Source organism: Azospirillum oryzae (assembly GCF_900177515.1).
Classification (GTDB): domain Bacteria; phylum Pseudomonadota; class Alphaproteobacteria; order Azospirillales; family Azospirillaceae; genus Azospirillum; species Azospirillum oryzae_A.
The window spans coordinates 1,129,158-1,151,066 of record NZ_FXAK01000007.1 but is presented as its reverse complement, the minus strand read 5'-3'; the positions used below and the strand labels follow the sequence as shown (position 1 = coordinate 1,151,066).

At 68.6% G+C, this 21,909-nt stretch carries 21 protein-coding genes; 8 read left to right on the top strand and 13 right to left on the bottom strand.

Annotated elements, in window-relative coordinates; all coding sequences use genetic code 11:
* Positions 1-7: 7 nt before the first annotated feature.
* The 5 genes from B9N97_RS17945 to B9N97_RS17925 all read right to left on the bottom strand — a co-directional run bounded on the left by B9N97_RS17945 (position 8) and on the right by B9N97_RS17925 (position 5,606).
* Positions 8-1,219, bottom strand: coding sequence for a hybrid sensor histidine kinase/response regulator (locus tag B9N97_RS17945; RefSeq protein WP_085089102.1), 1,212 nt, complete (start codon positions 1,217-1,219; stop codon positions 8-10).
* A gap of 283 nt (positions 1,220-1,502) precedes the next feature.
* Positions 1,503-1,715: a DUF1127 domain-containing protein gene (locus B9N97_RS17940; protein ID WP_085089100.1), complete on the bottom strand. Its 213-nt coding sequence runs from the start codon at positions 1,713-1,715 to the stop codon at positions 1,503-1,505.
* 218 nt (positions 1,716-1,933) lie between these two features.
* A complete protein-coding gene (glpX, locus tag B9N97_RS17935) occupies positions 1,934-2,935 on the bottom strand; it encodes a class II fructose-bisphosphatase (RefSeq protein ID WP_244560761.1) in 1,002 nt (333 codons plus the stop codon).
* Between the two features lie 92 nt (positions 2,936-3,027).
* A complete protein-coding gene (locus tag B9N97_RS17930) occupies positions 3,028-4,332 on the bottom strand; it encodes a homoserine dehydrogenase (RefSeq protein ID WP_085089096.1) in 1,305 nt (434 codons plus the stop codon).
* Positions 4,332-5,606, bottom strand: a complete 1,275-nt coding sequence (locus B9N97_RS17925) for an LL-diaminopimelate aminotransferase (RefSeq protein WP_085089094.1) — start codon at positions 5,604-5,606, stop codon at positions 4,332-4,334. Before B9N97_RS17925 ends, B9N97_RS17930 begins: the two co-directional genes overlap by 1 nt.
* Before the next feature lie 293 nt (positions 5,607-5,899).
* On the opposite strand from B9N97_RS17925, the gene B9N97_RS17920 reads away from it, so the two are divergent.
* From B9N97_RS17920 to B9N97_RS17910, 3 genes are all read left to right on the top strand, one after another.
* Positions 5,900-7,975 (top strand): methyl-accepting chemotaxis protein, encoded by a 2,076-nt coding sequence (locus B9N97_RS17920; protein WP_085089092.1) that lies wholly within the window; start codon positions 5,900-5,902, stop codon positions 7,973-7,975.
* A 79-nt stretch (positions 7,976-8,054) separates the two neighbouring features.
* Entirely contained in the window at positions 8,055-8,351 is a 297-nt protein-coding gene (locus tag B9N97_RS17915) for a hypothetical protein (protein ID WP_085089090.1), read from the top strand.
* A gap of 9 nt (positions 8,352-8,360) precedes the next feature.
* Positions 8,361-8,657 (top strand): type II toxin-antitoxin system RelE/ParE family toxin, encoded by a 297-nt coding sequence (locus B9N97_RS17910; protein WP_085089088.1) that lies wholly within the window; start codon positions 8,361-8,363, stop codon positions 8,655-8,657.
* A 6-nt stretch (positions 8,658-8,663) separates the two neighbouring features.
* On the opposite strand, the gene B9N97_RS17905 is transcribed toward B9N97_RS17910, so the two are convergent.
* Positions 8,664-9,758, bottom strand: a complete 1,095-nt coding sequence (locus tag B9N97_RS17905; RefSeq protein WP_244560760.1) for a response regulator — start codon at positions 9,756-9,758, stop codon at positions 8,664-8,666.
* Positions 9,759-9,898: 140 nt separating this feature from the next.
* Between B9N97_RS17905 and B9N97_RS17900 the strand changes: the two genes are divergently transcribed.
* The 3 genes from B9N97_RS17900 (at position 9,899) to B9N97_RS17890 (ending at position 13,904) form a co-directional block, all read left to right on the top strand.
* Positions 9,899-10,471, top strand: coding sequence for a peroxidase-related enzyme (locus B9N97_RS17900; RefSeq protein WP_085089086.1), 573 nt, complete (start codon positions 9,899-9,901; stop codon positions 10,469-10,471).
* 42 nt (positions 10,472-10,513) lie between these two features.
* The gene (gene sppA / locus B9N97_RS17895; RefSeq protein WP_085089084.1) at positions 10,514-12,265 is read left to right on the top strand and encodes a signal peptide peptidase SppA; all 1,752 of its coding nucleotides are present in this window, start codon (positions 10,514-10,516) and stop codon (positions 12,263-12,265) included.
* A gap of 82 nt (positions 12,266-12,347) precedes the next feature.
* Positions 12,348-13,904, top strand: a complete 1,557-nt coding sequence (locus B9N97_RS17890) for an MDR family MFS transporter (RefSeq protein ID WP_085089082.1) — start codon at positions 12,348-12,350, stop codon at positions 13,902-13,904.
* Between the two features lie 4 nt (positions 13,905-13,908).
* Here the strand turns inward: B9N97_RS17890 and B9N97_RS17885 are convergent, their stop codons facing one another.
* From B9N97_RS17885 to B9N97_RS17865, 5 genes are all read right to left on the bottom strand, one after another.
* On the bottom strand, positions 13,909-15,027 hold the full coding sequence (locus tag B9N97_RS17885; protein WP_085089080.1) for an AI-2E family transporter: 1,119 nt from the start codon (positions 15,025-15,027) through the stop codon (positions 13,909-13,911).
* A 254-nt stretch (positions 15,028-15,281) separates the two neighbouring features.
* A complete protein-coding gene (locus B9N97_RS17880; protein ID WP_085089078.1) occupies positions 15,282-16,712 on the bottom strand; it encodes a sensor histidine kinase in 1,431 nt (476 codons plus the stop codon).
* 16 nt (positions 16,713-16,728) lie between these two features.
* The gene (locus B9N97_RS17875; RefSeq protein WP_085089076.1) at positions 16,729-17,409 is read right to left on the bottom strand and encodes a winged helix-turn-helix domain-containing protein; all 681 of its coding nucleotides are present in this window, start codon (positions 17,407-17,409) and stop codon (positions 16,729-16,731) included.
* A 269-nt stretch (positions 17,410-17,678) separates the two neighbouring features.
* Positions 17,679-19,262 (bottom strand): DegQ family serine endoprotease, encoded by a 1,584-nt coding sequence (locus B9N97_RS17870; RefSeq protein WP_085089074.1) that lies wholly within the window; start codon positions 19,260-19,262, stop codon positions 17,679-17,681.
* A gap of 158 nt (positions 19,263-19,420) precedes the next feature.
* Complete coding sequence (locus tag B9N97_RS17865; protein WP_085089072.1) at positions 19,421-19,840, bottom strand: secondary thiamine-phosphate synthase enzyme YjbQ; 420 nt, start codon at positions 19,838-19,840, stop codon at positions 19,421-19,423.
* A 138-nt stretch (positions 19,841-19,978) separates the two neighbouring features.
* Between B9N97_RS17865 and B9N97_RS17860 the strand changes: the two genes are divergently transcribed.
* A complete protein-coding gene (locus tag B9N97_RS17860) occupies positions 19,979-20,440 on the top strand; it encodes a CoxG family protein (protein WP_085089070.1) in 462 nt (153 codons plus the stop codon).
* A gap of 109 nt (positions 20,441-20,549) precedes the next feature.
* Positions 20,550-21,158: a nitrogen fixation protein NifQ gene (locus tag B9N97_RS17855; RefSeq protein WP_244560759.1), complete on the top strand. Its 609-nt coding sequence runs from the start codon at positions 20,550-20,552 to the stop codon at positions 21,156-21,158.
* A 6-nt stretch (positions 21,159-21,164) separates the two neighbouring features.
* Here the strand turns inward: B9N97_RS17855 and B9N97_RS17850 are convergent, their stop codons facing one another.
* Together B9N97_RS17850 and B9N97_RS17845 are read right to left on the bottom strand one after the other, a co-directional pair.
* A complete protein-coding gene (locus tag B9N97_RS17850; protein WP_085089068.1) occupies positions 21,165-21,503 on the bottom strand; it encodes a hypothetical protein in 339 nt (112 codons plus the stop codon).
* Positions 21,500-21,904, bottom strand: coding sequence for a response regulator (locus B9N97_RS17845; protein WP_085089066.1), 405 nt, complete (start codon positions 21,902-21,904; stop codon positions 21,500-21,502). The genes B9N97_RS17850 and B9N97_RS17845 overlap by 4 nt, the downstream gene beginning before the upstream one ends.
* Positions 21,905-21,909 lie beyond the last annotated feature (5 nt).

Sequence of the window (21,909 nt, the reverse complement as noted above, 5' to 3'; positions counted from 1 at the left end):
ATGCGGTTTACTGCGCCACTTCCGCCAGACCGCTGCCGCGCTTGATCCGCAGCTGGCGGTCGACCTCGGCCTGGAGCTGGCGCGGGGTCACCGGCTTGTGCAGGATGGCGACCCCATGGGCGGAGGCATCGGCCAGGGTGTCGGTGCCGGTTTCGCCGGTCAGGATCAGCGCGGGAACCTCGGCCCCATAGCGGGCGCGAACGCGGCGGATCACCTCGGTGCCGACGCGCCCTTCGCGCAAACGGTAGTCGGCGATGACGATGTCCGGCACCCGCCCCAGCGACTCCAGCCGGTCCATCGCCCGGTCGGCGCTGTCGGCGGCGACGACGCGGAAGCCCCACTCCGTCAGCACCGTCTGCAAGCCCAGCAGCACCACCGCATCGTCGTCGACCAGAACCGCCAGCCGCGGCCGGTCGATGGCCGGCGGCCGTTCGGGACCACCCGGCCGTCCGGCCAGGAAACGGGCCGGGGCCAGCGGCACCAGGACGCGGAAGGCCGACCCCTGCCCGTGCACCGACCGGACCTCGACGGGATGGTCGAGCAGCTGCGACAGCCGCCGCACGATGGCGAGCCCCAGCCCAAGCCCGCGCAGCCGGTCGCGCTCCGGATTGCTGACCTGATGGAACTCGTCGAAGATGCGGTCGAGATGTTCGGGCGGGATCCCGATGCCGGTGTCCTGCACCTCGATCGCCAGCCGGTCGCCGCCCGGTGCGGCATCGATGCGGCAGCGGATGCGGATCGCCCCGGCCTCGGTGTAGCGGAGCGCGTTGTCGACCAGATTGCGCAGCAGCTGCATCAGCAGGCCGCGGTCGCTGCGCAGGACCGCCTCGCAGCTCTCCACCCGCCAGACCAGCCCCTTGGCGGCCGCCTGCCCGCCATAGGCGGCGTCGAGCGCGTCGGTGATCTCGCCGATCTCGAAGGTGTCCAGCACCGGGGTCACCACCCCGGCCTCCAGCCGCGACACCTCGAGCAGCCCGTCGAGCAGGCCCTTCATGGTGTCCAGCCCCTGGTCGAGCCGGGACAGCAGATCGCGCCCGTTGTGGTCGCCGACATGGCGGGCGAGTGCGGCGGACAGGAAGAACAGGGCCTGGAGCGGCTGGCGCAGGTCGTGGCTGGCGGCGGCGAGGAACTTCGATTTCGCGAGATTTGCGCGCTCGGCTTCCTCCCGGGCGGCATCGCGCTCCGCTTCCAGCGACTGAAGGCGATGAATGAGACTCATGCTTCGACCACGGCTCTCACGGAGGATGATGGGGTTCCCGAAGGCGCCCCGTTTCCATTTTCGAACAGAACCGGGGATAATGTTAAACTGCATTAACCATAACCATGCTGCAGCGCGCAACCCTTCCCAGGCATATGTGCCGCATGGGCAGGGTCCATGAAGAAAAGGTTAATGGTGGTTCATATGCGAAAGCCCCGGCATTTTTCCGGGGCTTTCCGCATTCGGGACTCGATAAGCGGTCCTGCGCCAGACGTCGTGGGCAAACCTTTCGAGAGGCCGGCCCTCAGAACCCCCGGCGGACCGCCATGTGGATCTCGCCGCGGGTCAGCCCGATGTCGGACAGTTCGGCGTCGGACATATGGTGCAGCTCATCTTCCGCACGGTGAAGTTCAATCCGTTCGCGGACCCAATGAACGACACGTTGAAAGAGGGAGGTTTCCTTTGTTCCGGCGACAAACAATTCACCGGACGAAGACTGCATCGAAGAGTAGGCCATGTTGATCTCCTGCGCTTGGCGCTGAATTACATGAGCCTATTTTGCCTTTCGCATCCGCGAAATCAATGGCGGACCCTCTGCGGCGCCGCGTCGGCAGACCTGCGCGAATTCGATAGAACCTTTGTAGGCAAATGGAGCCAGATCAAAGCGGGCATGAAAAAACGCGCGGAGGTTTTCCCCCGCGCGTCTTCAAAAACAAAGGCTTGGTGCTGTCAGGCTTACTTCACGCTGACTTTGCGCGACAGGTTGTGGTGCGCCTCGATGTAGCGGACCGTGCCCGACTTGGAGCGCATGATGACCGAGTGGGTGTAGGCGCCGCCCGGGAAGCGGCGAACGCCCTTCAGCATGGCGCCGTCGGTCACGCCGGTGGCGGCGAACATCACGTTGCCGCGCGCCAGTTCGTGCAGGCTGTACTTCTTGTCGAGGTCGGTGACGCCCCACTTGGCGGCGCGGGCCTTCTCGTCGTCGTTGCGGAACAGCAGACGGCCCTGGAACTGGCCGCCGATGCAGCGCAGGGCGGCGGCGGCCAGCACGCCTTCCGGCGCGCCGCCGGAGCCGACATACATGTCGACGCCGGTGCCGGCCTGGCTGGTGGCGATGACGCCCGACACATCGCCGTCGTTGATCAGCATGATGCGGGCGCCGGCTTCACGGACGCGGGCGATCAGCTCGGCATGGCGCGGACGGTTCAGGATGCAGACCAGCAGTTCCTGCACCTCGGTGCCCTTGGCCTTGGCCAGAGCCTTCAGGTTGTTGGCCGGCGTCTCGTCCAGGTCGACGATGTTGTCCGGCAGGCCGGCGCCGACGGCGATCTTGTCCATGTAGACGTCGGGGGCGTTCAGGAAGCCGCCCTCCTCCGCCATGGCGATCACGGCCAGCGAGTTCGGGCCGCCGGTGGCGCAGATGGTGGTGCCTTCCAGCGGGTCGAGCGCGATGTCGACCTTCGGGCCGGAGCCGATGCCGGCACCGACCTTCTCGCCGATGTAGAGCATCGGGGCTTCGTCGCGCTCACCCTCGCCGATCACGACGGTGCCGTCGATGTAGAGCGTGTTGAGCGCCTGGCGCATGGCATCGACCGCGGCCTGGTCGGCCAGCTTCTCGTCGCCGCGGCCCATCAGCAGCGAGGCCGACAGGGCGGCGGCCTCGGTCACGCGGACGGCCTCCAGCGCGAGGTTGCGGTCCATATGGGACAGATCGACATGCGTAGACGGCGTAGACATCGTGTGCTCCCCCCGACTCTTCGGTCGTATCAGGCTGTATTGGTTATTGTGGGAAACGGGGCAGGTCAGGACTGTCCTGTTCGGGAAAGGGCTCAGAACTGTTCGATGCGGATCATCCGCGGCGGCTCCAGCACGTTGTCGCTGGCCGCGATGGTCGCAAGCGCACGCTGCATGGCCGCCTCGTCGGTGTCATGGGTGGTGAGGACCACCGGAACGCCTTCGCCCGGCGAGCGGCCGCGCTGCAGGAACTGCTCCATGGAGACGTTCTGGTCGCGCATCGCCGCTGCGATATCCGCTATCACACCGGGGCGGTCCACGACCATCAGGCGGACGTAGTACGACCCGCGGCGCGCTTCCATCGGCGACGGGGTTGCCGCGCCCAGCCGATCGGCCGGAACGCCGAAGGTGGGCGTAGACCGCCCGCGGGCGATGTCGATCAGGTCGGCGACCACCGCCGACGCGGTCGGGCCGGCGCCGGCGCCGCGGCCGACGAACAGCACGCGGTCGGCGAAATCGGCCTGGGCCACCACGGCGTTGAACACGCCGTCCACCGACGCGATCGGCGCGTTCTTCGGCACCATGCAGGGATGCACGCGCTGCTCGACGCCCTTGTCGGTGCGCCGGGCGATGCCCAGCAGCTTGATGCGGAAGCCCAGCTGGTCGGCATAGTCGAAATCGACCGCCGAGACCTGCCGGATGCCCTCGATGTAGACGGCGGGGAAATCGACCGGCGTGCCGAAGGCGACGGAGGCGAGGATCGCCAGCTTGTGCGCGGCATCGACGCCGTCGATATCGAAGCTGGGATCGGCCTCGGCATAGCCCAGCGCCTGGGCATCGGCCAGCACATCGGCGAAGTCGCGGCCGGTGGTCCGCATCTCCGTCAGGATGTAGTTGCAGGTGCCGTTGAGGATGCCGTGGATTTCCGACACGGAATTGGCGGCCAGACCTTCGCGCAGCCCCTTGATGATCGGGATGCCGCCGGCCACCGCCGCCTCGAAGGCGACGGTCAGGCCGCGCGATTCGGCCTTCTGGGCGATCTCGGTGCCGTGGACGGCCAGCAGAGCCTTGTTGGCGGTGACGACGTGCTTGCCGGTCTCCAGCGCGGTGGCGACGGTGTCGCGCGCCGGGCCTTCCGACCCGCCGATCAGTTCCACCACCAGATCGGCGCCGGCCTGGGCGGCCATGGCGACGGGATCGTCGAACCACTGGACGCGCGACAGGTCGACGCCGCGGTCCTTGCCCTTGGAGCGCGCGCTGACCGCGACCACCTCGATCCGGCGGCCGCAGCGCTGTTCGATCAGCGAACCTTGCGTTTCCAGCAGCTTCAGGACGCCGGCACCGACCGTACCAAGGCCGGCGACGGCGATTTTCAGGGGGGCTTGCTGGGCGTTCGGCATCAGGCTTTCGCTTTCTCGGATTCCAGAAGGGCGGCGCGGGCCACCGGGTCCTTGCTCGCCGCAACGCCGCCGGCGTTGGAACGGAAGAACTCCTTGATGTTGCGGGTCGCCTGGCGGATGCGGTGGACGTTCTCCACCATCGCCAGACGGACATGGCCGTCGCCGTATTCGCCGAAGCCGATGCCGGGCGCCACCGCGACCTCCGCCTGCTGCAGCAGCAGCTTGGAGAATTCCAGCGAGCCGAGATGGGCGAACTGCGGCGGGATCGGCGCCCAGGCGAACATCGACGCCTTGGGGCTGGGAACCTCCCAGCCGGCGGCGGCCAGACCCTCGATCATCACGTCGCGGCGCTGCCTGTACATGTCGCGCACCTGCTGCACGCAGTCCTGCGGACCGTTCAGCGCGGCGGCGGCGGCGACCTGGATCGGCGTGAAGGCGCCGTAGTCGAGGTACGACTTGATGCGGGCCAGCGCGGTGATCAGCGTCTTGTTGCCGGTGGCGAAGCCGATGCGCCAGCCGGCCATCGAATAGGTCTTCGACATCGAGGTGAATTCGACCGCGATCTCGCGCGCTTCCGGGATCTCCAGGATCGAGGGCGGCGGGTCGTTGTCGAAGAAGATCTCGGCATAAGCCAGATCGGACAGGATGTAGATGCCGTGCTTGCGGCAGAACTCGACGATCGGGCGGTAGAAGTCCAGCCCGACCACCTCGGCCGTCGGGTTCGACGGGTAGTTCAGCACCAGCGCCAGCGGCTTCGGCACGCTGTGGCGCACGGCGCGCTCCAGCATGATCATGAAGCTGTCGATGTCGGTCGACGCCCCGTTCTCCATGCCCACCGGCAGGTGGCGCACCGAGGCGCCGGCCAGGATGAAGCCGAAGGGGTGGATCGGGTAGCTGGGGTTCGGCACCAGGATGATGTCGCCCGGGCTGGTGATCGCCTGGGCGAGGTTCGCCAGACCTTCCTTCGAGCCGATGGTGACGATGCACTCCGTCTCCGGATCGACATCGACGTTGAAGCGGCGCTTGTAGTAGGCGGCATGGGCCTTGCGCAGGCCGGGGATGCCGCGGGAGTTCGAGTAGCGGTGCGTCTTCGGATCGCGCACGGCCTCGACCAGCTTGTCGACGATGTGCTGCGGGGTCGCCTGGTCGGGATTGCCCATGCCGAGGTCGATGATGTCGGCGCCGTTGGCCCTAGCTCGCGCCTTCATCGCGTTCACTTCGGCGAAGACGTAGGGCGGCAGGCGCTTGATGCGATGGAATTCGTTGTTCGACATGGACGCTCCGGAAGACCGCTCCGGTCACGCCACGAACCCAAGAGACCTGCGGACCGGGACTGACGTTCTACCGCCCCGACGCGACGGAAGCGAGGCAAATTTCGTTGCCGGGCCTTTCAAGCCGGTGCTTCGGCGGCAATGAGCTTGCCGCTTCCGGCAATAAAGTGACTTAACAATCTCCCTAGCAACATCGTGGTTAAACCTAACTGTGTCTTAACTCATTAGCTTTCATACAGTTCCGAATTCGAGCCACCCCGCCGGGCTCCGTTGGTTCCGTTTGCTGGAGAGTTGAGATGGTATCGCTGCTGAAGGCCGCCGACGGCCTGCTCGGGAACATGCGCTTCACGCGGAAGATGGCGCTTGCCCTGTCGGTCCCGATGGCGGGCGTGGTCGTCCTGTCGTCCCTGCTGGTGTGGGAGCAGGTCGATGCCAGCCGCCGGGCGGCAGATCTCGCCTCCGTCACCCGCCTGTCGGTCGGCATGACCAGCCTCGTGCATGAACTGCAGAAGGAACGCGGCTCCTCCTCCGTCTTCCTCAGCAGCAAGCGCGACGACGACCGCCGGCGCATGGACGGCGTGCGCACCGCGTCGGACGCGAAGCTGGCGGAACTGGCCGGGCAGTTTGCCGACGCCCGCATCCGCGATCCCCAGGTGGCCCAGGCGATGACCGGGGCCCGCGACGCACTGTCGCAGCTGTCCGGCCTGCGGTCCGGCGTCGACGGGCAGTCGCAGTCGTCGCTGGAGGTGGTGAAGAGCTACACCGGCATGATCCGCAAGCTGCTGGACGCCGCCGGGCAGGCCCGCATCCTGTCCACCGACGCCGACCAGCTGCGCGCCGCCGACGCCATGGTCGCCCTGTCGGAAGCGAAGGAACGGCTGGGCCAGCAGCGCGCCGTCGGCGGCGCCGCCTTCCGCAAGGACCGCTTCCCCGCCGACGCGCATGAGCGCTTCATCGAGTTGTCCGGCGAGTACAAGGCGTTGATGACCGGCCTGAAGGCGAAGCTGACCGCGGAAGAGGCGGCTTTCCACGACCGGACCTTCTCCGGCCCGGCCATCGCCGAGGTGGAGCGGATGCAGCGCATCGGCATCGCGTCCGCCTATGGCGGGGCCGACAATCAGGGGACCGACGCCGGCAAGTGGTTCGACACCATCACCGTCGTCATCGACATGCTGCGCAGCGTCGAGACCCATGTGGCGGACGACCTGATCGCGCTTGCCAACCGCGACGCGCGGGAGTCGATGACCCGTCTGACCGGCGTCGCCGCCGGCCTCGCCATCCTGCTGGTGGTGATGTCGCTCATCGCCTATCTGGTCGCCCGCAACATCACCCGACCCATCGCCCGCCTGAACGGCGATATGAGGCGCCTGGAAGCCGGCGAACGCGAACTGACCATCCATGGCGCCGAACGCGCCGACGAGCTTGGCGCCATGGCCCGCAGCCTGGATCAGTTCCGCCTCAGCCTCGCCCAGGCCGACCGGCTCGCCGCCGAACAGCAGCGGCACCAGGAGGAGCGGCTGCGCGAAGCCGAGCGGCTGGAACGGCTGGTGGCGGAGTTCGACCGCCACATCGAGGCGGTTGCCGAACAGCTGGCGGGCGCCGCCAGCGGCCTGCGCGGCAATGCCGAACAGATGAGCAGCATCGCGTCGCAAACCGAAAGCCATGTTCTGTCGGTCGCCCGCGCTTCGGAAGGCGCCTCGGGCAACGTACAGGCCGTGGCTGCGGCGACCGAGGAACTGACCGCGTCAATCTCGGAAATCGGCCGGCAGATGACGGGGTCGACCGAGATGGCCGAACGGGCGGTCAGCGACGTCCGCCGCACCGCCGGCATCATCGCCGACCTCAGCGGCGCCGCCCAGCAGGTGGGCGAGATCGTGCGGATGATCACCGACATCGCCAGCCAGACCAACCTGCTGGCGCTGAACGCCACCATCGAGGCAGCCCGCGCGGGCGAGGCCGGCAAGGGCTTTGCGGTTGTGGCGCAGGAGGTGAAGCAGCTCGCCAGCCAGACCGCCAAGGCGACCGAGGACATCACCGCCAAGGTCGCGGAAATCCAGTCGGCGACCGACCACACCGTCCGGGCCATCGGCGACATCGGCACCGTCGTCACCCGGATCGAGGAGAACATCTCCGCCGTCGCCGCCGCCGTGGAGGAACAGAACGCCGCCACCGCGGAGATCGGCCGCAACGTCCGCCAGGCCGCCGACGGCACCGATCAGGTCTCCCAAAACGCATCGCTGGTCGGCACCGAGGCCTGCCGCGCCGGCGCCATGGCGAAGGAGGTTCTCGTCATGGCCGACGCGCTGAAACGGAGCACCGACAGCCTGCGTGGCGACGTGGCCGACTTCATCGGGAAGATCCGGGCCGCGTGAGGGGTGGGTCGCCGCTTTTCACTCCAGGGTGAGGCATGTATCCTTACAACGCCCCGATTTTTTCCCGGAGGACTCCGCGATGCCCGTTTCGCCGACACCGCCGGCCCGTCCCCCCCGGATAACGGCCACCATTCAGGCGGAAGAACTGCCGCGGGCAATCACGGCCGCCCTCCCCTTCCGTCCGCCGGCCGGTACCCGCTTCCGGGTGACGATCGAACCGGTCGAGGAAAGCGAGGAGGAACGACGGCAATCGCTGCAGGACGACATCGCTGCCGGTCTGGAAGATGCCGATGCCGGGCGCACAACGGATGGCGAACGGCTTTTCGAACGGCTGATCGCCAAATACGCCCAGGCTGGCCAGCCCGACTTGGATTGACCGGCCACAATGGCACGGCTTGACTTTGCCGCGGCGGCTGAATCCGATCTGGAGAGCATTGGCGACTACATCGCCCAAGACAATCCGCTTGCCGCCATCCGCCTGATCCTGGACATCAGGGATCATTGTCGGAAGATTTCCTCGATTCCGGCCATCGGCCGTGCCCGTCCAGAATTGGGAGCCGGTTTGCGCAGCCTGTCCGTTTCACCTTACGTGATCATCTACAGGTATGAGGAGCCGGATCGGGTCGTCGTGGTCCGCATCATCCACGGTGCACGCGACCTGCCGCAGGTGATGAGAGAATAGCCTCCCTCACCCCACCCCGGTCGCCTTCGCATACTTCCTCTTCGCCACGTCCAGCGACGCCAGCAACTGCTGCCCGGTCGTGCCGCCGTCGCCGCTGACGCGGCCGGTCATCACCGCCTTGATCGCGTCGACATGGGCCTTGAACAGCAGGTGCTCGTTGGCGGTGACCGTGGTCAGGCCGCTGCGGGTGGCCTCGTAGAGGGACTTGGCGATGTGGGTGATCAGGGGATAGCCGAAGATGCCGCCCTGCCCGCGCATCTCGTGGGCGGAGCGGTTGACCTGGGCCAGCAGGGCGGGCACCGACTCCGGCTCGCGCGGCAGGCGGTCGACGCGGCGGCCCATCTCCTCCACCTCCGCGCCGATCCACACGGCATAGTCGCCGGCGCGGTTCAGGATTTCCTCCTCCGCGGCGGCCAGCACCTCGGGCGGCAGGGTCGGGACGGGATCGCGCGGGGCGAGGCCGACCTTGGCGCCCAGACGGTTGGGCAGGTCGAAATAGATGACGGGGAAACGGTCGATGCCGCGCGCTTTCGACGCGCTGTGCACCACCAGGATCTCCGACGGCGCGGTCGACCGGCAATCCATGGCGACCGGCTTGTCAGCGCGGCGGCGGTCGGGACCGAAATAGCCCTTGGCCAGAACGTAGCGGCGCGGCCGGGCGATGGCGAACAGCAGACGGCTGGCGATGGTCTGGGCGGAGAAGGGCTTGGCGATGAAGTCGGTGGCGCCGAGATCCCGCGCCTGCTCCACATACTGGCGGTCGGCGGCCCCCGACAGCATCAGCACCGGCAGGAACTTGTCCGGACTCTTGGGGCTGTAGCGGATCCAGCGCAGCAGCATCAGCCCGTTGACCTCCGGCATCACCAGATCGGACAGGATCAGGTCGACCGGAGCCGTCCCCGGCGGCAGGGCCGCGCGGCGCTCCTCCAGCCAGCGGATGGCGTCGGCGCCGCTCGCCACCCCCTCCACCCGGCCGATGCCGATGGCGCGCAGGGTGGCGGTCAGGACCGAGCGGATGAAGCCGCTGTCCTCCACCACCAGGACCGAGAGAAGATCGAGCTTCGGCTGGGTCATCGTCCACTGGTTCGCCAAACGGGACATATCCCCGCATTCGGATTCCATTTCTGGCACAGGCTCGTCCGATTGGCGAGCGGCAAGCGGAACGGAAGACAAACCGGCCGGCCGCGGTTACCCTCCCCCCGCCGGAAGGCCCAACAATCAATCAGGAGAGGACACGCCCGATGCCGCAACCCGATCACGTCATGGCCCTGCCCCTGCCGGAGACGCCGGACCTCGATCCGGACATGCAGGTCCTGTTCGACAAGTGCAATGAGAAGCTGGGCTTCGTGCCGAACGTGCTCCAGGCCTACAGCCTGCGGCCGAAGAAGCTGCGCAACTTCGCCATGCTCTACAACGAGCTGATGCTGGGCGAGAGCGGGTTGAGCAAGCTGGAGCGCGAAATGATCGCCGTCGTCGTCTCTTCCGCCAACCATTGCTATTACTGCCTCGTCGCCCATGGGCAGGCGGTGCGCAAGCTGTCCGGCGATCCGGAACTGGGCGAGATGCTGGTCGCCAACTACCGCGTCGCCCCGCTGGAGCCGCGCCAGCGCGCCATGCTCGATTTCGCCTGGAAGCTGACCGAGAACCCGATGTCGGTGGGCGAGGCCGACCGCGAGGCGCTGCGCGCCGTCGGATTCAGCGCGGAGGACATCTTCGACATTGCCGACACGGCCGCCTTCTACAACATGTCCAACCGTCTGGCGACCGCGGTGGACATGATCCCGAACCGCGAGTACCACAGCCAGGATCGGTAAGGCCGTTTATCGCCTTCGTCGAGGCCACACAGGGTAGGAATCATGGCGATCGTCCGTTTCTTCGTCCGTCTGTTCGCGCTCATCGGACTGCTTCTGGTGGCCGGCGCGGTGACGGTGGCGGTGCTGGTGGTGCGCCATGAACCCACCCTGCCCGACGCGGTGGTGCTGGACCTCGACCTGACCAAGCCGCTGGCGGAGAGCGACGGCGGCAAGATCGGCAGCCTGTTCGAACACCAGACCACCCTGCGCGAGGTGCTGGACGCGCTGGATGGCGGCCGGCGCGACCCAAGGGTGAAGGGCGTGCTGGCCCGCTTCGGCGACGACAGCATCGGCTTCGCCCAGACGCAGGAGCTGCGGACCGCCATCGAGCGGTTCCGCGCGTCGGGCCGTTTCGCCGTCGCCTTCGCCGAGGAATATGGCGGGGCCGGGGCCGGCAACCGCTCCTACCTGCTGGCCAGCGCCTTCGACGAGGTCTGGCTGCAGCCGATGGGCACGCTCGGCATCACCGGCCTGTCGGCGGAACTGCCCTTCGCCCGCGGCGCGCTCGACCAGCTTGGCGTGCAGCCGGAATTCGCCCAGCGCGAGGAATACAAGAGCTTCGCCGAGACCTTCACCAAGTCCGGCATGACCCCGGCCAACCGCGAGATGATGCAGGCGCTGGTCACCGATCTCGGCAACCAGCTGGTCGACGGCATCGCCAAGAGCCGGCGCCTCGCTCCCGCAATGGTCAGGGCCGCCATCGACAAGGCGCCGCTGCTGAGCAAGGAGGCGCTGGACCAGAAATTCGTCGACCGGCTCGGCTATGCCGACGAGGCGCGCGACGAGGCGCTGAAGCGGGCCGGCGCCGGGGCGGAGGCGATGGAGCCGGCCGATTACCTGTCGGTCGCCGGGAACCCCAACGGCAAGGGGCCGACCATCGCCCTGATCCACGCCGTCGGCACCATCACCGGCGGCGAGAGCGGCAAGCCGGCGCTGGGCGGCACCTCCGCCGGGTCGGAGACCATCGTCGACGCCATCGAGGAGGCGGCCGACGATCCCGACGTGCGCGCCATCCTGTTCCGCATCGACAGCGGCGGCGGCTCCGTCTCCGCGTCCGAGGCGATCCGGCGGGCACTGGTCACGGCGCGGCAGAGCGGCAAGCCGGTGATCGCCAGCATGGGCGACACCGCCGCGTCGGGCGGCTATTGGATCGCGCTCGCCGCCGACCGCATCGTCGCCTCCCCCGCCACCATCACCGGGTCGATCGGCGTCGTCGCCGGCAAATTCGCCATCGGCGGCCTGTCCGACAAGCTGGGCATCCAGTGGGACCGGGTGCAGGGCGCCCGCAACGCCGGCATGTGGTCGCCGCTGCGCCCCTTCGACGACAGCGAATCCGAACGGCTGAACGCCATCATCGACGACACCTACGCCAACTTCCTGCAGCGGGTGGCCGAGGCCCGGCACATGACGCCGGAACAGGCGCGCGGCGTCGCCAAGGGCCGCGTCTGGACCGGCGCCCAGGCCCGCGAGCTCGGCCTCGTCGACGATCTCGGCGGGCAGGAGCAGGCGCTGACCCTGGCCCGCACCGCCGCCGGCCTGTCGCCCGACGCCCCGGTGACGCTGGCCCCCTACCCGCCGCCGAAATCCATGACGGACCAGATCCTGGATCTTGTGTCCGGCAAGGGCGAGCTTGTCGGCGCGCTGGCCGCGGCGGCGGAACTGCGCCCGCTGCTGGCCCACCTGCGCCCCCTGCTCGCCGCCGCCCAGGCGGATGGCGTGCAGGCCCGCATGCCGGCGATGACGCTGGAGCGGTGACGCGCGCCCGGAACTATCCCCCTCCCCCCGGGGAGAGGGGGATAGTTCCGCTCAAAGACCTCAACGTCCGAGACGACCGACCATGACAGAGACCGCCGCCAGCCCGTCGCAAGCCGCCGCCGAGCATCCCGTCTTCACCCACCAGGAAATCCTGCGGGTGTTCAGCGGGGTGGCGCTGGCGATGCTGATGGCGGCGATGGACCAGACCATCGTCGCCACCGCGCTGCCGACGATGGCCAGCCAGTTCGGCGGGCTGGAGATGCTGCCCTGGGTGGTCACCGCCTATCTGCTGACCTCCACCACCACCACGCCGATCTACGGCAAGCTGTCGGACCTCTATGGACGCAAGCGGGTGCTGCAGACGGCGATCATGCTGTTCCTGGCCGGTTCGCTGCTGTGCGCGATGGCGCAGAGCATGACCCAGCTGATCCTGTTCCGGGGCCTGCAGGGGCTGGGCGGCGGCGGGCTGATGTCGCTGGCCTTCACCATCATCGGCGACGTGGTCGCCCCGCGCGAGCGCGGACGCTACCAGGGCATGATCGGCGGCGTCTTCGCGCTGGCCAGCGTCGCCGGGCCGCTGCTGGGCGGCATCTTCACCGAGACTATCGGCTGGCACTGGATCTTCCTGATCAACCTGCCGCTGGGCGTCGCCGCCTTCGCCATGACGCGCAGCACCCTGTCGCGCCTGCCCGCCGGCCGGGCCAAGCCGCGCATCGATCTGGCCGGGGCGGCGCTGCTGACCGGCGCGGTGACCAGCCTGCTGATCGTCGCCACCCGCGGCGACGCCATGGGCTGGGGCAGCCCGGCGGCGCTCGGCCTGCTGGCCGCCGGCCTCGTCATGCTGGTGGTCTTCCTGTGGCACGAGCGCCGGATCGAGGAGCCGATCCTGCCGCTGCACCTGTTCCGCCGCCCGGTGGTGGCGGTGGCAACGCCGGTGGTCGCGGTGTCGGCGATGGTGCTGTTCGCCGGCATCGTCTATCTGCCACTGCACCTCCAGCTGGTGCAGGGGGCCAGCGCCACCGTGTCGGGGCTGCTGCTTCTGCCGCTGGTGCTGGGCATGACCTTCGGGTCGGTCGGCGGCGGCCGGCTGATCGCGAAGACCGGGCGCTACAAGGCCTTCCCGCTGGCCGGGCTGGCGCTGTCGGGCGCGATGTACGCGCTGCTGGGCACCCTGCCGGAGCTGGCCGCGGACGGCCTGTGGTCGACGCTGATCCTGGTGCCGCTGGGCATGGGTCTGGGGCTGGTCATGCCGGTGATGACGGTGGCCGTGCAGAATGCGGTGGAGCAGCGCGACCTCGGCGCCGCCACCGCGTCGGTCGGCTTCTTCCGCTCGCTCGGCGGGTCGGTCGGCGTCGCGGTGTTCGGCGCCGTCTTCAACGCCGTGGTGTCCGAGCGGCTGGAGGGCGCCGGCCTGTCCGGCCGCGCCGTGCTGGACCATGGCGCCGCCGCCCTCGCCGCCCTGCCCCCCGCCGCCCGCGGCGGCGTGGTGGCGACGCTGGAGCACGGTTTCGCCACCCTGTTCCTGCTGGCCGCGGCGTTGGCAGTCGTCTCCTTCGCCATGACGCTGTTCCTGAAGGAACTGCCGCTGCGTTCGGCCAATCCGGGCCGCGCCAAGGCCGCCCCGGCGGCGGAGGGCTGACCGGTCAGGACCGGTCGTCCCCCGATTTTTCGCCCTCTGAATTGTCACTGGGGAAGTGCCTGGGCTGCCCCAGCTTGTCCTCGATGTAGAGCAGATTGACCATCACCAGCGCGACCACGGCCAACGGCGTCGCCAGGAACATGCCGAGGATGCCGAACAGCACGCCGCCGGCGGCGATGGCGCCGATGGTGACCACCGGCGGCAGGTCGACCACCCGCTTCTGCAGCAGCGGCGTGACGAGGTTCCCTTCGATCTGCTGGATGATCAGATAGAGCCCGGCGACCCACAGCGCGTCCTGCGGCGATTGGGCGAAGGCGATCATCAGCGCCGGCACCGCCGCCAGGAAGGGGCCGATCAGCGGGATGAACTCCAGCAGCGCCGCCACCAGCCCCAGGGCCGGCGCCGACGGGATGCCGAGCAGCATCAGCCCGGCGGTGGTCAGGATGCCGACCACGGCCATCGCCACCAGCTGCCCGATCAGCCATTTCCACAGGCTGTCCCCCGCGACCTCCATCACCTCGCAGGCGCGGCGTTGCCCGCGCGGCGGCACCAGCAGGACGACTCCGCGCTGATAGACGCCCGGCGAGGCCGCCAGATAGAGCGCCGCGAACATCACCACCACCGCATCGCCGACGATATAGATCAGGGTGGAGGCGAAGCTGCCGAGCTGGTTCATCCAGGGCCACTCCTTGCCCTGCTCCACGATGCGCTCTCGCCAGCCGTCCGGCAGCATGCCGGCGGCATTGCCGACCTGTTCGCGCAGCTGGTCGAACTGGGCCGCCATCGAGGTTCCCATCAGCCAGCCGCCGCCGCCGACCAGAAGCACCAGCGTCAGCAGCACGATGGCCAGCGCCCAGCCGTGGCCCAACCCCGTCCACCGTCGCACATAGCCGGTCAGCCGCTGCAGCAGGATGGCGAACAGCACGCCGGTGAAGATCAGCAGCAGCGTGCCCGACACCTTCCACAGGAAGATCCCCAGCGCCACCACCCCGGCGACGATCAGCACCTTCCAGGTGAAGACGGCCAGTTCCCCGCGCCCCGCTCGTGCCGGCGGCTCGTCCTGCGCCGCCCCGCCGCCCGGCTTGGCGGCATGGTGAGCGGTGGGCCTGCTGGGTATCGCCATCTTTCGAAACTCCCGCGCTTGGCGCCGCCCTGACGGACGGCCTTCGGGGAGAACGCGCAAAGCCCGCCGACGTTGCGGAAAGTCAGCCGGCTAGGTCGTCGGCGATAGTCCGAAAATGGGTATGGAAGCCGCTGCACGCCGCCCCATATCAAACGTGACGCCAAGGAGTCATTCTCGCTGATGTCACTTGAAGAGCCCGCCCCATCAGGCGGGCTTTTTTTTGGCCGCCTTCTGGGAATTTGGGCGCTTCGCCCTTACCGCCGCGCCTCCGGCGGAAAGATCAGGGCGACCTTCAGGCCCGGCTCGTTGTCGCTCAGCTCCAGCCGGGCGCCGTGCAGCGTCGCCACCGCATCCACCAGACTGAGCCCCAGCCCGTTGCCGGGCGAGGCGCGGGCGGTGTCCAGCCGAACGAAGCGCTGCAGGACCTTGTCGCGCATCTCCGCCGGAATGCCGGGGCCGCTGTCGGCAACCTCGATGCTGGCGGCGCGGCCGGGGGCCGGGCCATCGAGCACCAGCGTGATGGTGCCGCCCTCCGGCGTGTATTTGATGGCGTTGTCCAGCAGGTTCGACACCGCCTGCGCCAGAAGCTGGCCGTTGCCGCGGACGGTCGGCTTGCCGCGGACGGCCACCGACAGGCGCTGCCCGCGCTCGTCCGCCACCGGCTCGTATAGGTCGGCGGCCAGTTCCACCACCTCGGCCAGTTCGACCGGGACGAAGTCCTGGCGCTTGGCGCCCGATTCCGCCTCGGCGATCGACAGCAGGGCGGTGAAGGTGGCGAGCAGCCGGTCGGCCTCGACGATGGTGTCCTGCAGGACGCCGCGATAGACTTCCGGGTCCTCCGTCTCGTGCAGCAGCGCCAGCTCGATGCGGGAACGCAGGCGGGTCAGCGGCGTGCGCAAATCGTGGGCGACGCTGTCGGTCACCTGCCGCATGCCGGTCATCAGCCGTTCGATGCGGTCCAGCATGGCGTTGAGATTGCCGGCCAGCCGGTCCATCTCGTCGCCGCCGCCGAAGCGGGGAACACGGTCGCTGAGGTCGCCGCCCATGATCTGGCGGGTGGTGCGGTTGATCGCCTCGATCCGCCGCATGGCGCCGCGGCTCATCAGCAGCCCGCCCCCCAGCCCGAGCAGCGCGGTGGAGCCCAGGATCCAGCCCAGCGAGCGGAACATGCGGGTGCGCAGCTGGTCGATCTCGCTCATGTCGCGGCCGACCAGCAGGCGGAAATGCCCCGGCAGGGTGAAGGTCACGGCCTGTGCCGTCGACGGGCGGTCGGTGACACCGCCATAGTCGGCGACCTTGAAATGGGTCCAGCCGGTGGCGTTGGGCACCGCCGCCGGCCAGCCCGACAGATTGCCGGCCAGGATCGTCCCCGTCGCCGTCGTCAGCAGATAGATGGAGTTGTTGTTGGCGACCGCGCTGCGCGTCCGCACCACGTCGACGAGGCCGGACAACCCGTAATTGCGGTAATGGTCCTGCAGACCGGCGACCTCCAGCGCGATGGTCTCCCCGATCTCCTGTTCGAGGAAGCCCGCGGTGGTGCGGTAGACGACGCCCAGGATCAGCCCGACCGACAGGACGAACATCGCCAGATAGAGCAGCGCCAGCCGGAACGCCGTGGCCCGCACCAGCCGGAAGCCCGCGGCGACGAAGCCGTGCAGGCCGGCGGTCGCGCCGTCATGTTTCATGAAGAGGCACCAAAACTCACCCTTCCGCCGCGCGCAGGCTGTAGCCGGCGCCGCGCACGGTGTGGATCAGGGGGGTGGGAAAGTCCTTGTCGATCTTCTGGCGCAGGCGGGCGATGTGCACGTCGATCACGTTGGTCTGCGGATCGAAGTGATAGTCCCACACATTCTCCAGCATCATGGTGCGGGTCACCACGCTGCCGGCGTTGCGCATCAGATATTCCAGCAGAGAGAACTCGCGCGGCAGCAGGTCGATGGCCTTGCCGGCGCGCCTGACGCTGCGCGACAGCAGGTCGAGTTCCAGGTCGCCGACGCTGAGCCGGGTCTGCGGCTGGCCGGCGCCGCGCCGGCGCACCAGCACCTCGATCCGCGCCAGCAGTTCGGAAAAGGCGAAGGGCTTGGTCAGGTAATCGTCGCCGCCGGCCTTCAGCCCCTTCACCCGGTCGTCGACGCTGCCCAGCGCCGACAGGAACAGCACCGGCGTGTCGTTGCCGGCCGCCCGCAGCACCTGGACCAGAGACAGACCGTCACGGCCGGGCAGCATGCGGTCGACGATCATCACGTCGTAATGCTCGGCCCCTGCCAGGAAGAGGCCCTCCTTCCCGTCGTTGGCGACGTCGACCACATGGCCCGCCTCCTTCAGCCCCTTGGCAAGGTAGCTGGCGGCCTGGCGATCATCTTCGATGACGAGAATCTTCATGAGCACGAGTGTAGCCTCCCAAAACAGCCCGGCCAAGCACCTCCCTCTCCCGCCTCTCGCACAAACTTCGTTTGTGCTGACGGCGTCAGGCGGATCGAAGATCCGCTGAGAGCCCCGGGAGAGGGAAGGGGCCCATGCGGAGCATGGGAAGGGTGAGGGGTGATCCAAGGAACCATGCGCTTCTGGCTCCTTGGATCACCCCTCACCCTCCCCACGCCTTTGGCGCGGGTCCCCTCCCTCTCCCGGGACGGGAGAGGGAGAGGTTCGTCTCACGCCTTCAGCTTCAGCGCGACGAAGGACTCGTTGCCCTGGCGGTTGATCAGCATCAGCAGCGCCTTCTGACCCGCCTTCTCGGCCTCCGCCACCCGGTGGCGGACGTCGGCCGGGCTCTTCACCTCGCTGTCGCCGACCCGTTCGATCACGTCGCCGGGGCGGATCGGCACGTCGACGCTGGAGGACAGGCCGGTGACCACCACGCCCTGGACGGCATCGTCGATGCCCAGCCGCTTGCGCGCCGCCCGGTCGAGCGGGGCGAGCTTCAGCCCCTTCACCGGCGCGACCTCCTCCTGCCCGGCGGAGCCATTGCCGGTGTCGACCGAGGCGACCTGCGTCTGGTCGGACAGGCGGTCGATGCGCACCGGAACCGTCTTTTCGCGGCCGTCGCGCAGGATCTTGACCTCGACCGTGTCGCCGGCCTTGGTTTCCGCCACGTTGCGGGTCAGGTCGCGCAGGTTGTTGACCGGCTTGCCGGCATAGGTCAGCACGACGTCGCCCTGGTGCAGGCCGGCGCGCTGGGCCGGGCTGTCGGCGGTGACGTCGGCGACCAGGGCGCCCTTGGCGCTGGGCAGGCCGACGCTGTCGGCGATGTCCGGCGTCACCTCCTGGATCTTCACGCCGAGCCAGCCGCGCTCGACCTTGCCGCTGTCCTTCAACTGGGCCACCACCTCCTTGGCAAGGTTGGAGGGAATGGCGAAGCCGATGCCCACCGAACCGCCGTTGGGCGAGTAGATGGCGGTGTTGATGCCGATCACATGGCCGCTGAGGTCGAAGGTCGGGCCGCCCGAATTGCCGCGGTTGATGGCGGCGTCGAGCTGGAAGTAGTCGTCGTAGGGACCGCTGTGGATGTCGCGGCCGCGGGCCGAGACGATGCCCTTGGTGACGGTGCCGCCCAGCCCGAACGGGTTGCCGACCGCCATCACCCAGTCGCCGACGCGGGTCTTGTCGCTGTCCGCCCAATCGACCGAGGGCAGCGGCTTGTCCGACTTCACCTTCAGGAGGGCAAGGTCGGTCTTGGCGTCGCGGCCGATCAGCTTGGCCGGCATGGCGGTGCCGTCCTGCAGGGTGACGGTGATCTCGCTGGCGCCGTCGATGACGTGGTTGTTGGTCACGACATAGCCGGCCGGGTCAATGATGAAGCCGGAACCGAGCGCCCCCAGCTTGCCGCGCGGCGCCTGTTCCTGGTCATCCTGGCCGCCGTTCGGTCCACCATTCTGGCCCATCTGGTCCTGGAACTGGCGGAAGAACTCCTCGAAGGGCGAGCCGGGCGGGAAGCCGGGGATCTGCGGGCCGCGCTGCGCCCGCGGTTCGGCCTTGGCCTCCTGGGTGGCGGCGATGTTGACGACGGCGGGGCTGACCTTGGCCGCGAGGTCGGCGAAGGTCGAGGGGGTATCCTGCGTGATCGTGACGGCGGGCGGCGTGGCGTTCTGCTCGGCCCGCGATGCCGCCCAGCCGGCCAGCGCCGGAGCCGTCAGCACGGTCGAACCCAGCAGCAGGGCGGCGACGGTCCGGCGAAAACGGCCCGGACGTTGGGTCTGGTTCGGGGTCTGGCTCTGGGCGGGAGGAAGGGTGGTCATGACGGCGACACTCCAATCAGGCGATTCCGACTGCCGGGAGGCGATGGACGGTTCGTTGTCCGCCGCACTGCCTCACCGCTGTTGTCCAGAACATAGGGAACCGCCCTTCACCGCCGCCTTGCGACCGGATGAAAGATATTTCAGGCAAGGAAACCGCCTCAGTCCCCGATCAGGTGCAGCGCGATCTCCCGCCGGTGCGGCCGGGCGCGGTGTTCGAACAGGTAGATGCCCTGCCAGGTGCCCAGCGCCGGCTCGCCGCCCATCACCGGGATGGACAGGCTGACGCCGGTCAGGGCCGAGCGGATGTGGGCGGGCATGTCGTCCGGCCCCTCGGTGGTGTGGGCGTAGAGCGACGGGTCCTCCGCCACCAGACGGCGGAAAAAGCGCAGCAGGTCGGCCTGCACGTCGGGGTCGGCATTCTCCTGGATGGTCAGGGAGGCCGAGGTGTGGCGGCAGAACACCGTCAGCAGCCCGGTGTCCATCCCTTGCTCCGCCACCCAGCGCCGCACCTGGGCGGTCACCTCGACCAGTCCGGCGCCGCGGGTGGGGACGGTCAGCATCGTGGCGGCTTGTCGCATGGCATTCTCACTCCGTCATTTTCACTGGCTTGGTTCCGGGGACAAGCAATACCAGATGTCATCGCCCGAACGGATTTGTCGGGATGATTTGGCCCGTCCACACTGTTGTACCGGGATACCAAAGGAGGAAGCGCGCGCATGGACATCACCGGCACCCACAGCGTCCCCGGACCGCGCGACCGCGTGTTCGCGGCGCTTTGCGACCCGGCGGTGCTGATGCGCTGCATCCCCGTCCTGGAAGAGATGGAGCGGCTGTCCGCCACCGACTATGCCGCGCGGGTGCGGACCACGCTCGGGCCGATGAAGGCGCGGTTCTCCGGCCGGCTGCGGCTGGAGCCGGAGGACGGCGCCCACCGCTACCGGCTGTTCGCCCAGGGCAACGGCGGGCTGGCCGGCGCCGTGAAGGGCGAGGCGCTGGTGGTGCTGGAGGAGGCGGACGGCCGCACCCTGCTGACCTACAGCCTGTCGGTGGCGCTGGGCGGCGCCGTCGGCCGGCTGGCGGTGAAGCTGGTGCAGGCCAAGACCGACCGCGTGCTCGCCGGCTTCTTCGAACGCTTCGCCGAAGAGATCACGGAGGAGATCGACGATCCTAGGGGCTGATGCGGCGCAATGCCGCAGGCCTGGCAGGCGGACAGCGCCTTTCGCAACTGCAGCATCATGGGTCAGGATAGCTGGTGTCGCGGGCGCTATCAGCTGGTGGAGATGCCAAGTGGACCTGTCCCAGCCCACTGCCCAGTCGCCTGCCCAAACCGCAAGTCCGGATGACGCCGCCGCCGATCGCATGATCTTCGGCCGGATCCTGGCGCTGGCCGCCGCCGACCCGGCGCGGACGATGCCCCAGGCGCTGGCGCTGACCAAAGCGGAATTGGCGGAGATTGCCGCGCGTCACGCCCCGCAATTCGCCGCTACGGTCGCCGCCCTGCCCGACGGCGACGAGTCCGGCGAGGACGCCATCGAGGAGGCCGACCTGCGCGCCTTCCTGGCCGAGCATGGGGCGCGGGGCGCCGACGAGGAGCGCTGGCTCGCCGCCATCCTGGCCCGCCGGTCGCTGGAGCCGAACCATCTGTGGCAGGACATGGGCTTCCACGACCGCGGCGAACTCAACACCATGTTCCGGCGGCATTTCCCGGCGCTGGTGGCGATGAATGCCGGCGACATGAAATGGAAGAAGTTCTTCTATCGCCAGCTTTGCGAGCGCGAGGGGCTGATGCTGTGCAAATCCCCCAACTGCGAGGTGTGCGACGACGTCGATGTCTGCTTCGGCGAGGAGGCCGGCGATCCACTGTCCACCCTCTCCCGCCTCGCGCGCGGCAGTTGAGAGGTCTCAGCGCGGCTGAGCGCCCAGATCCTCGAAGGCCATGCCCTTGTCGGTGCGGCGGAAGCGGCCCTTGCCGTTGACGGTCAGCGGCTGCTGCCCCGGTTGCGGCACGAAGGTGGCGGCGTAATAGCAGTCATATTGGCCGCTGTTGTCCTGCCCGCCCTTCAGCTTGGCGTCGACACAGCCCTGCTTGCGGAATTCGTCGAAGGCGCGGAAGCCGGCATTGCCCTGCCGCTCCAGCATGCGGCGGGTGTGCGCCTCCACCAGCTTGCGCATGTCGCCTTCCGACGGCTCACCCGAACAGGCGGCGAGCAGCAGCGCGGCGAGCAGGACGACGTGCCTCACCGTCCCCCCAGCAGCCGGTCCACCCGCTCCTTCAACGCGGAGAAGGAGGGCGGCTTGACCACGAAGCCGTTGACGCCCAGCGCCATCGCCTGCTTCACGATCTCCGATTCGGTGTGGTTGGTCAGGAACACCACCGGCGCGCGCGGATTGGCGGCCTCCGTGCTGGCGCGCAGGCGGGCCAGGAACTGCAGGCCGGACACCGGCTTCATGTCGATGTCGCAGACGATCAGGTCGGGATTGACGCGGATCGATTCGTGCATCGCCGTCTCGCCGTCCTCGGCCTCCGCCACCTCGCGGAAGCCGATCTGGCCCAGGATCTGGACGATGGTGCGGCGGACGAAGGGCTGGTCCTCCACGACCAGGATACGATGCCGGGAATAGTCGATCGCCTGCAAATCCATCCCCA